Genomic DNA, 11,502 nt, shown 5'->3' with positions numbered 1-11,502 from the left:
GGGCGCGAGGCGCCCGCCGGCCGTTTCGTTTCCGTTGTCTGGGAGTTCCGCGCAACCCTTCATTTCTACTTCCCTGCCGGCGGTGGACGTCGGCGTGGTTGCCTGCTGTGTCCGGCGGATAACGCTTCGCATCATTCGTCCTACCCGTGGGGGGGAAGGGCCGGACGTTTCCAGCGGCTCCTGGATGCTCCGCGCCTCAGAAGTATTTCAACCAGGCGATATCCCGCCGCCGCGCCTTGAAACCGGCGAACCAGTGCACCGCCGGGTACAGCGCCACGGCCAGCAGGATGCTGCACAGCCATAGCGCCGGCACCGAGGAGAAACCGAAGTAGTCGCCCCGGTTGGCGCCCCAGATCGCCAGCGCCAGCAGGTACAGCAGCTTCAGTAGGTAGAGATGCAGCAGGTAGAAGAACATCGGCGCTCCGCCGAACGCCACCAGGGCCTTGCCGCGACCGCTCCAGTCCAGGCGTTCGAACCAGGCCAGGAGCAGCAGGCCGATTCCCAGGGTGAGGGCGAGGAACAGCAGCGACGGCGGATACTTGGTGACGTTGAAGAAGCCCATCAGGGTGATCGCCGGCGTCTCGCCGAAGGCCCAGGGTTTCTCGCCATAGCCGTTGAGCAGGCGCAGCAGGATGAAGCCGAGCAGCAGCCCGCCACCGCCCGCCAGGAGGTAGCGTCGGCGCGTGGTTGCCGGCGTGGCGCCGCTGAACCAGTTGCCTGCGGCATAGCCCAGGGCGATCACACCGATCCACGGCAGCAGGGGGTAGGAGGTGCGCAGGCGCAGGGCGTCGCCCGCTTCGATCCAGCCGCGGTCGTGGAGCACCGCCCACGGCAGGTGCCAGGCCGAGCCGGGAGCGAAATGCAGCGGATCGAGCAGGTTGTGGCCGGCCACCAGCAGCACGCCGAGCGCCGCGAGCAGAGGGCGCGGCAACCAGAGCAGGGCGGCCAGGGCGAGCATGCTCAGGCCGATCGCCCAGATCACCTGGAGGTAGATCACCGTCGGCGGCAACTGGAAGGTCCAGGCGAAGTTCACCAGGGTCAGTTCCAGCGCCACCAGGAACAACCCGCGCTTGAACAGGAACGCCGAGACCGCCCGGCGTCCCTGGTGCTTCTCGCCGTAGAGGAATGCCGACAGGCCGGTGAGGAAGACGAACACCGGCGCGCACAGGTGCGCCAGGGTGCGGCTGAGGAACAGCGCCGGCTCGGTGCTGGCGACGTCCATCGGGTCGCCGACCTGGCGGTGCAGGAAAAAGGTCTCGCGGACATGGTCGAGCAGCATGAACAGCATCACCAGGCCGCGCAGGGCGTCGATGCTGTGCAGGCGGGAGGAATTGGAGACGGAGTTGGGCATGGCTGGGCTGGTCGTCGGAAAAGAGGGATGAGTATCACAGCCTGGCGGCGAGAAGCGAGATAGAGCCGGGCATTGTATTGCGAGGCCGGAATCGAACTGGTAGCGTTATAGTATATCATTTCTTTTCTGGTGCGATTTCCCATGAGAGTCAGTGTGTCGCTTGTCCTCGGTGTCGGCCTCGGTTGCAGCAGTCCGGCGCTCTGGGCGGAAACGGAAAGTCCCGCGGAGCTGGAGGTCCTCACTGTCACCGCCGAAGCGGAGCGCGCGGAGGGCCCGGTGCAGGGCTACCGGGCCAATCGGACGGCCAGCGCGACGCGCACCGACACCCGTATCGAGGACATCCCGCAAGCCATCAGCGTGGTGCCGCGCCAGGTGCTCGACGACCTTGACAGCGCTCGTATCGAACGGGCGCTGGACTTCGCCGGCGGGGTCTCGCGGCAGAACAACTTCGGCGGCCTGACGATGTTCGAGTACAACGTCCGTGGCTTCACCACTTCGGAGTTCTACCGCGACGGCTTCAGCGCCAACCGCGGCTATATGAACGCCCCGGACAGCGCCACCATCGAGCGCGTGGAAATCCTCAAGGGACCGGCCTCCAGCCTGTACGGGCGCGGCGATCCCGGCGGCACGGTGAACCTGGTGACCAAGAAGCCCCAGGCCGAGCGCTTCGCCCGCCTGCATGCCAGCGCCGGCAGTTGGGACCGCTACCGCTCGACCCTGGACCTGAACACGCCGCTGGACGAAGAGGGCGACCTGCTCTACCGGATGAACCTGGCGGTGGAGGACAGCAAGGGCTTCCGCGACTACGCCGACGGCCAGCGCCTGCTGGTGGCGCCATCGTTCAGCTGGCAACTGGACCCGGACACCTCGTTGCTGGTGGAAGCCGAGGTGGTGCGCAACCGCCAGGTCTTCGACCGCGGCACCGTGGCGCCGCACAACCACCTGGGCAGCCTGCCGCGCTCGCGGTTCTTCGGCGAACCGGACGACGGCAAGATCGACAACAACAACGAAACCCTCCAGGCCACCCTGCGCCATCACTTCAACGAGCAGTGGAGCCTGCGCCTGGCCAGCCACTACAAGCATGGCCACCTGGACGGCTACGCCTCGGAGAACTCCAGCCTCGCCGCCGACGGCTACAGCCTGCGCCGGGAGTACCGCTACCGCGACTTCGAGTGGCACGACAGCATCACCCAGCTCGACCTGCTCGGCGACCTCCATACCGGCTCGATCCGCCACCAGTTGCTGATGGGCCTGGAGTACGAGCGCTACCACAACGACGAACTGATCCTGCGTAGCATCCCGTCGCGCAACCCCTATGCCATCGACATCCGCCGGCCGGTCTACGGCCAGCCGAAACCACCCTTCGGACGCGACGACCGCAACCACGAGGAAGTCGACGCGATGGCCCTCAACCTGCAGGACCAGATCGAGTTCAGCGAGAAATGGCGCGGCCTGCTCGGCGTGCGCTTCGACCGCTACCGCCAGGACATGAACGCCACGCGCCTGAACAATGGCCGCTTCCGCGACACCAGCTCGCAGCAGACCCAGCGTGCCGCCACCCCGCGCATCGGCGTGCTGTACCAGGCGACCCCGGAGGTCGGCCTGTTCGCCAACGCCTCGAAATCCTTCAAGCCCAATGGCGGTACCGACATGGCCGGCAAGGCCTTCGACCCGGAGGAGGGGCGCGGCTACGAGGCGGGGGTGAAGCTCGACCTGCTCGATGGCCGGCTGGGCTTGACCCTCGCCGCGTTCCACCTGAAAAAGAAGAACGTGCTCACCGCCGACCCGAGCAATCCCGGTTACCAGCAGACCGCCGGCGAGGCGCGCAGCCAGGGCTTCGACCTGCAGTTCAGCGGCCAGCTCACCGAGCAGTTGCGGCTGATCGGCGCCTACGCCTATATCGACGCCGAAGTGACCAAGGACGAGAACATCGCCCGTGGCAGCCGCCTGCTCAACGTGCCGAAGCACAGCGGCAGCCTGATGGGCGTCTACGAGTTTCGCGAAGGCTGGCTGCACGGCGCCGACGCCGGCGCGGCGCTCAACTATGTCGGCGAGCGCGCCGGCGACAGCAGCGACAGCGGCTTCGAACTGCCGGCCTACACCACCGTCGACCTGCTCGCGCACTATCCGCTGGCGAGCAATGCGACCCTCGGGGTGAACGTCAACAACCTCTTCGATCGTCGCTACTACGAGCGTTCCTATAACAACGTCTGGGTCGCCCCCGGCGAGCCGCGCAACCTGACCATGAGCCTGACCCTGAACTACTGAGCCCTCTACCGCCGCCAGGAAGCCATGCCATGCAAGGACGCACACCGCTGCTGGAAACCCTCCGCGAACTGGAATGCGAGATTCGCCTGCTCACCGTCTATGCCCGCGAGTGTTGCGGCTGCTACGAGATCCTCAGGCGCAAGCTCGACCGTCTGAGCGGACTGATCGGGGAGGATTGCAGCCGGGCGCAGTGGCAGGCCGATTCGGACGACCCTGCGTTGCAGGCGCTCGGCCTGCGCCTGCGCGACGCGGCGGTGCAGGCCCTCTGCGAACTGGAGAAGCACCTTTGCCAGGGCGTGCTGCATGAACCCGGCGAGATGGGCCGCTACCTGGGTAGCCTGCTGGAATCCATCCGCGGCGAACTCGACAGCGCCGGGATAGATGCCGATGCACGGGTCCTGTTCGTCGGCTCCGGTGCCCTGCCGACCTCGGCCCTGGTGCTGGCGCGGGAGGTCGGCGCACATTTGTGCTGCCTGGACATCGACGAGGAGGCCCTGGGCTGTGCCCGCGAGATCGCCCGCTGCCAGGGGCTGGAGGCGCGCATGCAGTTTTCCTCGCTGCCGCCGGCGGAACTGGCGTTTTCCCGCGATGCCACGCATTTCCTGATCGCTTCGCTGGTGCAGCAGAAAAGCGCGGTGCTGGCGCAGATCCGCCAGGTCATGCGCGCCGACGCCAAGGTCCTGCTGCGTCACGGCAGCGGCATCAAGGGACTGTTCAACTACCCGGTGGAACCGGCCGAACTGGAGGGCTGGCGGGTTTGCGCGGAGCGGGTCAGCCAGCCGCTATACGACACCCTGATCCTGGAGAAGGCCGGTCGATGAATGCCGCTGATGAGAGCCTGGGCAACGTCCTGCTGGTCGGTCTGGGCGCGGTGGCGATCCAGGTCGCGCTGGACCTGCGCCGCCACGGTGCCGGTCGCCTCGGCGCGCTGAACCATCCCGGCCGGCGCAGCCAGCGGATCGCCGAGGCCCTGGCGCGCGGCGCCTGCCTGCAGCTGGAAGGGCAGGGGCAGCATCGCTGGCTGTCCGGCAACGCCGCGCTGGACGTCTTCCACCAGGACCCCGCTGAGCTTCGCGACGATTGGCAGACCCTGGTGCTCTGCGTGCCGGCCGACAGTTACCTGGACGTGGTCCGCGGGTTGCCCTGGGAGCGACTCGGCGGGGTGCGCACGCTGCTGCTGGTGTCCGCCTTCATCGGCGCCAACCTGCTGGTGCGCAGCGCCCTGCCGGCGGGGTGCCAGGCGACCGTGCTGAGCCTGTCCAGCTACTACGCGGCGACCAAGGTGATCGACGAGACACAACCGCTGCGGGCCCTGACCAAGGCGGTCAAGCGCAGGGTCTACCTGGGTTCCAGCCGGCCGGACTGCCCGGCGCGGGAGACCTGGCGGCGAGTCCTGGCCGGCAGCGGGGTGGAGGTGGTACCCCTGGCGACGCCGGAAGCGGCGGAGGGCCGCAACGTCACCACCTACGTGCACAGTCCGTTCTTTCTCGGCGAGTTCGCCCTCGCCCGGATACTTTCCGAGCAGGGGCCGCCCGGTTTCATGTACAAGCTCTACCCGGAGGGACCTATCACCCCCGGGGCCATTGGCGCCATGCGGCGGCTGTGGTGCGAGCTGAGCGAACTGTTGCGGCGGATGGGCGCCGAGCCGTTGAACCTGCTGCGGTTCCTCAACGACGACAACTACCCGGTGCACGAGACGATGCTGCCGCGCGCGGCCATCGACGGCTTCGCCGAGGCCGGCGCCGAGCGCCAGGAATACCTGCTGTTCGTGCGCTACGCGGCGTTGCTGGTCGATCCGTTCTCTCCGGCCGACGAGCAGGGTCGCCACTTCGACTTTTCCGCCGTGCCGTTCCGCCGCGTCAGTCGCGACGAAGACGGACTCTGGCGGCTCCCGCGGGTGCCGCTGGAGGACTATCGCAAGCTGGCGCTGATCGTCGCGCTGGCCGCCCACTTCGACCTGGCCATGCCGCAGGCGCGCAGCCTGTTGGCGAGCTACGAGAACGCCGTGTCCCGATTCATCGATTGCCAAGGAGCGAGCCAGTGCCATCCAAGCCTGTATCCGATCGACAGCCGTCCGGCGGCGGACGCCATCTATCGCCAATGGTGCTCGACCTGCTGAAGAGCGGGGTGCTGCTGGCGGTGCTGGCGTCCTTCACCTTCAGCGTGATGAACGCCCTGGTCAAGGAAGCCAGCGCCACCCTGCCGGCTGCCGAGATCGTGTTCTTCCGCAGCGCCATCGGTACCCTGCTGATCTATCTGCTGATGCGCCAGGCCGGTGTCGCCCTGTCGCGCCAGGGCGTGCCGATGCTGCTGGTGCGCGGGGTGATGGGGGCGCTGTACCTGGTCTGCTATTTCTACGCCATCGCCCATATCCCGCTGGCGGACGCGAGCATCCTGGCGCACATGTCGCCGTTCTTCGTCATCCTCTTCTCCGCGCTGTTCCTCGGCGAGCGGATTCCCCGGGCGGTCTATTGGCTGTTGCTGGTGGTGGTGCTCGGCGCGCTGATGATCGTCAAGCCGTTCAGCTATTCCAGCTACTCGGTATACGCCGTGGTCGGCCTGCTCAGTGCGGTGTTCGCCGCCGGTGCCTCGGTGGCGATCCGCCAACTGAGCGCGCGGCACCATACCTACGAGATCGTCTTCTACTTCCTGGCGGTGGCCACCCTGGTGGCCATCCCGCTGATGTGGAACGACTTCGTGGTGCCGGCGACGCTGCGCGAGTGGGGGCTGCTGCTGGCCATCGGGGTGGTATCGCTACTCGGCCAGGTGTTCCTAACCCGCGCCTTCAGTCACGAGAGCGCGACCATCGTTGCGGTGACCCGCTATATCGGCATCGTCTTCAACGCCGGCTGGGGCTGGCTGTTCTGGAGCGAGGTGCCGGACGCGCTGACCATCGCCGGCGGCGTGCTGATCGTGGTGGCGTGCATCGCGCTGTCGCGGACGAAGAAGGGCTGAGCCTCCGGCGCGACCAGCTCCCGCTGCTTCGCGCCGGACCGCGCCTAGAGTACGTAGCGCCAGATCGCCACGAAGTGGAGGAGGCTGCCGGCGATCACGAACAGGTGCCAGATGCCATGCCAGTGGCGGAAGCGGTGGTCATAGGCATAGAAGACGATCCCTACGGTATAGAGCACGCCGCCGGCCGCCAGCCAGGTGAAGCCGGCGCTGCCGAGGGCGGCGAGCAGCGGTTTCACCGCGATCAGCACGATCCAGCCCATCACCGCGTAGATCACCACCGACAGCACTCGCGCCTCGGAGCGTGGCTTGATCTCCTGGAGCATGCCGAGTACCGCCAGGCCCCAGACGATGCCGAACAGCGTCCAGCCCCAGGGACCGCGCAGCGTGACCAGGCAGAAAGGCGTGTAGCTGCCGGCGATCAGCAGGTAGATGGACAGGTGGTCGAGCTTGCGCATCACCACCTTCGCTCGCCCGCGCACGCTGTGGTAGGCGGTCGAGATGCTGTAGAGCAGCGTCAGGGTGACGCCGTAGACGCCGACCCCGACGATCTTCCACGGACTGCCGTTGAGGCTCGCCTGGACCGTCAGCCAGACGGCGCCGGTACAGGCGGCGACCGCACCGATCAGGTGGGTCCAGGCATTGAGTCTTTCACCGTGATACATGACGCATGATCCTCCCGCGATGTACAACGCCATGGTAGGGCATGTCGGGGTGGTGTGGGTCCTGACCTTTTATTGGCGTTTTCCGTGACGGTTGCATGAAGGTTTTCCTCATCCCTCCCTGCTCGTTGGAACGGATAAAGGCTTGACGGTTTTAATTATGTTCATAATATTAAGTGTGTAATATAAACAGCCGCTGTCAGCGGTCAGGCTTTTTTCCAGCGAGAACCCACATGAACGAACAGATTGGCAATGGCGTCGCCCTGGTCACCGGCGCCTCTTCCGGAATCGGCGCGACCTACGCCGAGCACTTGGCCCGCCGTGGCCACGACCTGTTGCTGGTGGCGCGCGACCGGCAACGCCTGGAAGCCCTGGCGGATCGACTTCGCCAAGCCCACGGGGTCAGGGTGGAGATCCTGCGCGCCGACCTGTCCGAGCGCGACGATAGGTTGCGGGTCGAGCGACGGTTGCGCGACGACGCCTCGATCGCGTTGCTGGTGAACAACGCCGGCGTGGCGATGAACGGTCCGCTGGCCGATGCCGACATGGACCGGGCGGAGCGGATGATCGCCCTCAACGTAGTGGCCCTGACCCGCCTGGCTGCCGGCGCGGCGGAGGGGTTCCGCCGGCGTGGCGGCGGCGCCATCGTCAACCTTGGTTCGGTGGTGGCGCTGGCGCCGGAGTTGTTCAATGCCGTCTATAGCGCGACCAAGGCCTACGTGCTGAGCCTGAGCCAGTCGCTGCAGCACGAGCTGGCCGGCAGCGGCGTTTACGTCCAGGCGGTGCTGCCCGGCGTCACCCGTACCGAGATCTGGGAGCGCAGCGGCGCCGGAATCGCCGGGATTCCCGCGGAGATGGTGATGGAGGTCGAGGATCTGGTGGAGGCAGCGCTGGTCGGTTTCGATCGGCGTGAAGCGGTGACCATCCCGTCGTTGCCGGATGCGGCCGATTGGCAGGCGCTGATGACGGCGCGGGCCAGGCTCGCGCCCAATCTGTCGCGGCAGCGGCCGGCCGAGCGCTACCTCGGCTGAGGCCCTAGCGCTCCATCTGCTCCAGCAGCTTCTTGCGCGTCGCTTCCAGTATCCGTTGCGACAGCGCCTCATCCTGCACGCTGCGCGACAGTTGCAGCGCGCCGACCAGCGAAGCGAGCAGCAGCACGGCGCGCTCGCCTGCGTCCTCGCCCTCCAGGGCCGCTTCGATCATCGCCAGGCGCTTGCGCACGATGCTGTCGGTGGTCGGGCTCGGCGTGCCGCGCTGGCCGAGTTCCGCCGACAGGGTCGGCAACGGGCAGCCGGCGCCGGGGTTATCGCGGTGACGCGGCGACAGGTACTGCTCTATCAGCAGCGCCAGCGGTCGTTCCGCCTCCGCCAGGGGCGCGGTGATTTCGTCGAGTTGCGCCGCGGCATGCCGCAACGCGGTTTCCACCAGGTCGTCCTTGGACTTGAAGTGCGCGTAGAAGCCGCCATGGGTCAGGCCCAGGGCCTTCATCAGCGGTTGCAGCCCGGTGGCGCCGACGCCGTCCTGGCGGAACAGCCGGGCAGCCTCCTCGACGATACGCCGGCGGGTCTTCTGCTTGTGGTCTTCGGGATAACGCATGGCTTCGATACCTTGGAATGCAGGTCGTCATCTTAACGCCTGGCGGCCTTCCCTGGCGAAGCCGCGTTCATCCGGCCATGTGCAGGACCAGGCAGGTGGTCGAGCCGACGGCGTAGAGACGGTCGTCGACATCGTACAACCGGCCCTCGGCGACCGCCGTCGAGCGGCCGAGGTGCACCACCCGGCCTTCGGCGCGCACCGGGCCGACCTTGTCGGTCAGCGCGCGCAGGTAGCTGATCCGCAGGTCGGTGGTGGTATAGCCCTGGCCGGCCTGGAGCCGGGTATGGATCGCGCAGCCCATGCAGGAGTCCAGCAGCGACGCGGCGTAGCCGCCGTGCACGCTACCCAGCGGATTGTAGTGGCGGCGGTCCGGGGTGCCCTGGAACAGGAAGCGCCCTTCGGACCACTCGATGGGAACGAAGTCGACCAGTTCGCCGTAGGGCGGACAGGGCAGTTGGCCGCTGCCGATGCGGTCGAAGAACTCCTGCGGGGAGAGCGCGGCGACTTGCGCCAGCTCCAGGGTTCCGCTGGCGCCGAGGCGGGCGCGGGCGGCCCGTTCGGTGGCGATCCAGGCGTTCAGGCGATCTTCGCGGCCGGGCTGTTCCATGGTAGTGCTCCTGTCGTGGTGGGAAAGGGTTGCAGGAAAATTACGGTCATCATATAAGCTTTGCATGACGAGCGAAATACAATCGCTTTCGGTCCCTCTACGCGGCGTTTCCTCTATTTGCGCCGGCGTCGCCTACGCTGAGGGGGCCGTGGCGGGACAACCGAGGAGCAGGATGATGGAAAGCTATGACGTGATCGTGATCGGCGCCGGTCCGGGGGGCTACAACGCTGCCATTCGCGCCGGCCAGCTGGGCCTGAAGGTGGCCTGCGTGGAGGGTCGCGAAACCCTCGGCGGGACTTGCCTGAACGTCGGCTGCATGCCGTCCAAGGCCCTGTTGCACGCCTCGGAGCTATACGCCGCGGCGAGCGGCGGCGAGTTCGCCCGGCTCGGCATCCGGGTCAGCCCGGAACTGGACCTGGCGCAGATGATGAAGCAGAAGGACGAGAGCGTCGCCGCCCTGACCCGTGGCGTCGAATTCCTCTTCCGCAAGCACAAGGTGCAGTGGATCAAGGGCTGGGCGCGCTTGCAAGGCGAGGGCCGGGTCGGCGTGGCCCTTGCCGACGGCGGCCACGCGCAACTGGAGGCGCGCGACATCGTCATCGCCACCGGTTCGGAACCGGCGCCGCTGCCCGGCGTGCCTGTGGACAACCAGCGCATCCTCGACTCCACCGGCGCCCTGGAGTTGGTCGAAGTGCCTCGCCACCTGGTGGTGATCGGCGCCGGCGTGATCGGCCTGGAGCTTGGTTCGGTCTGGCGCCGGCTGGGCGCACAGGTCACGGTGCTGGAGTACCTCGAGCGGATCTGCCCGGGGCTGGATGGGGAAACCGCAAGGACCCTGCAGCGCGCCCTGACCCGCCAGGGCATGCGGTTTCGCCTCGGCACCCGCGTGGTCGCCGCGCGCAGTGGCGAGCAGGGCGTCGAACTCGACCTGCAACCGGCCGCCGGCGGCGCTACGGAATCGCTGCAGGCGGACTACGTGCTGGTGGCCATCGGCCGGCGCCCCTATACCGAAGGACTGGGGCTGGAGACGGTCGGCCTGGCCAGCGATCGTCGCGGCATGCTGGAGAACCAGGGACAGCGCAGCGCGGCGCCGGGCGTCTGGGTGATCGGCGACGTGACCTCGGGACCGATGCTGGCGCACAAGGCCGAGGAAGAGGCGATCGTCTGCATCGAGCGGATCGCCGGGCATGCGGCGGAGATGAACGCCGAGGTGATTCCGTCGGTCATCTACACCCAGCCGGAAGTGGCCAGCGTCGGCCTCGGCGAGGAGCAGCTGCAGGCGGCGAGGCGCGAGTACAAGGTCGGACGCTTCCCGTTCAGCGCCAACAGCCGGGCGAAGATCAACCACGAGAGCGAAGGCTTCATCAAGATCCTCTCCGATGCCCGCAGCGACCAGGTGCTCGGCGTGCACATGATCGGGCCGGGCGTCAGCGAGATGATCGGCGAAGCCTGCGTGGCCATGGAGTTCAGCGCCTCGGCGGAGGACCTCGCGCTGACCTGCCATCCGCATCCGACCCGCTCCGAGGCGCTGCGCCAGGCGGCGATGGACGTGCATGGCCGGGCCATGCAGAACTGAGGGCTCAGCCGCGCATGCCGAAGCCGCGCGCCATCAGCGTAGCCAGCAACGGAATGACCAGCAGCAGGAGCAGTTGCAGGCGCACCGCCATGACCACCCGCCGGCCCCGGGCCGGCGTCACCGCCGGCACTTCGCCGGCCTTGAGGGCGCCGCGCCAGCCAAGGAAGGTAACGGTCGGCAACAGCGAGACCAGGGCAGCGAGGACGAATAGCCCGACCTTGGCGTGGAACAGGCCATTGTGCAGGTAATAGTCGAGGCCCTTGCCGTACCACAGCACCCGCGCCAGCCCGCTGGCCAGTACCGCCAGGGCGCAGAGGCCGTAGCCGCGGTCGATCGCCGCCAGGCTGCGGGCGCGCTCCAGGTCCAGCGGCAGGCGCAGCAGGCGGTGCTGCAACACCAGCAGGGCGAACAGCAGGAAGATCGACAGGTAGTGCAGGTAGGCGACGATTGCCTGGGCCATGGCGGCGCTCCTCGGGGTGGGATGGGCACA

General features: G+C 67.5%; 11 protein-coding genes. 6 read left to right on the top strand and 5 right to left on the bottom strand.

All coding sequences use genetic code 11. The annotated features are described in order from the left end of the window. Positions 1-196 precede the first annotated feature (196 nt). Positions 197-1,351 carry an acetyltransferase domain-containing protein gene (locus HMPREF2716_RS07060; protein ID WP_004347775.1) on the bottom strand — a complete coding sequence of 385 codons (1,155 nt, stop codon included), beginning with the start codon at positions 1,349-1,351 and terminating at the stop codon, positions 197-199. A 141-nt stretch (positions 1,352-1,492) separates the two neighbouring features. Here HMPREF2716_RS07060 and cntO point away from each other — a divergent pair, with 141 nt between their 5' ends. The 4 genes from cntO to cntI are packed head-to-tail and all read left to right on the top strand — an operon-like array spanning position 1,493 to position 6,574. Then, complete coding sequence (gene cntO / locus HMPREF2716_RS07055) at positions 1,493-3,619, top strand: pseudopaline transport outer membrane protein CntO (RefSeq protein WP_012614593.1); 2,127 nt, start codon at positions 1,493-1,495, stop codon at positions 3,617-3,619. A 29-nt stretch (positions 3,620-3,648) separates the two neighbouring features. After that, positions 3,649-4,440, top strand: coding sequence for a pseudopaline biosynthesis protein CntL (gene cntL, locus HMPREF2716_RS07050; protein ID WP_003104339.1), 792 nt, complete (start codon positions 3,649-3,651; stop codon positions 4,438-4,440). Then, the gene (gene cntM / locus HMPREF2716_RS07045; RefSeq protein ID WP_003095356.1) at positions 4,437-5,738 is read left to right on the top strand and encodes a pseudopaline biosynthesis dehydrogenase CntM; all 1,302 of its coding nucleotides are present in this window, start codon (positions 4,437-4,439) and stop codon (positions 5,736-5,738) included. Before cntL ends, cntM begins: the two co-directional genes overlap by 4 nt. After that, a complete protein-coding gene (gene cntI, locus HMPREF2716_RS07040; protein ID WP_003104336.1) occupies positions 5,720-6,574 on the top strand; it encodes a pseudopaline transport inner membrane protein CntI in 855 nt (284 codons plus the stop codon). Before cntM ends, cntI begins: the two co-directional genes overlap by 19 nt. 44 nt (positions 6,575-6,618) lie before the next feature. On the opposite strand, the gene HMPREF2716_RS07035 is transcribed toward cntI, so the two are convergent. Beyond that, the gene (locus HMPREF2716_RS07035) at positions 6,619-7,236 is read right to left on the bottom strand and encodes a PAQR family membrane homeostasis protein TrhA (RefSeq protein ID WP_003095352.1); all 618 of its coding nucleotides are present in this window, start codon (positions 7,234-7,236) and stop codon (positions 6,619-6,621) included. Between the two features lie 230 nt (positions 7,237-7,466). On the opposite strand from HMPREF2716_RS07035, the gene HMPREF2716_RS07030 reads away from it, so the two are divergent. After that, a complete protein-coding gene (locus HMPREF2716_RS07030) occupies positions 7,467-8,264 on the top strand; it encodes an SDR family NAD(P)-dependent oxidoreductase (protein WP_003104334.1) in 798 nt (265 codons plus the stop codon). A gap of 4 nt (positions 8,265-8,268) precedes the next feature. Here the strand turns inward: HMPREF2716_RS07030 and HMPREF2716_RS07025 are convergent, their stop codons facing one another. Both HMPREF2716_RS07025 and HMPREF2716_RS07020 read right to left on the bottom strand, forming a co-directional pair. Further along, complete coding sequence (locus HMPREF2716_RS07025) at positions 8,269-8,829, bottom strand: TetR/AcrR family transcriptional regulator (protein ID WP_003112334.1); 561 nt, start codon at positions 8,827-8,829, stop codon at positions 8,269-8,271. A gap of 67 nt (positions 8,830-8,896) precedes the next feature. Then, positions 8,897-9,436: a PaaI family thioesterase gene (locus tag HMPREF2716_RS07020; protein WP_003095346.1), complete on the bottom strand. Its 540-nt coding sequence runs from the start codon at positions 9,434-9,436 to the stop codon at positions 8,897-8,899. Positions 9,437-9,608: 172 nt separating this feature from the next. Here HMPREF2716_RS07020 and lpdA point away from each other — a divergent pair, with 172 nt between their 5' ends. After that, a complete protein-coding gene (lpdA, locus tag HMPREF2716_RS07015) occupies positions 9,609-11,012 on the top strand; it encodes a dihydrolipoyl dehydrogenase (protein ID WP_003095344.1) in 1,404 nt (467 codons plus the stop codon). 4 nt (positions 11,013-11,016) lie between these two features. On the opposite strand, the gene HMPREF2716_RS07010 is transcribed toward lpdA, so the two are convergent. Then, entirely contained in the window at positions 11,017-11,472 is a 456-nt protein-coding gene (locus tag HMPREF2716_RS07010) for a DUF2214 family protein (protein WP_014603340.1), read from the bottom strand. Positions 11,473-11,502: the final 30 nt, after the last annotated feature.

This window comes from Pseudomonas sp. HMSC076A11, assembly GCF_001810205.1.
Lineage (GTDB): Bacteria > Pseudomonadota > Gammaproteobacteria > Pseudomonadales > Pseudomonadaceae > Pseudomonas > Pseudomonas aeruginosa.
Note: the sequence above shows the minus strand (reverse complement) of the source record. Positions and strands in the feature narration are given on the sequence as shown.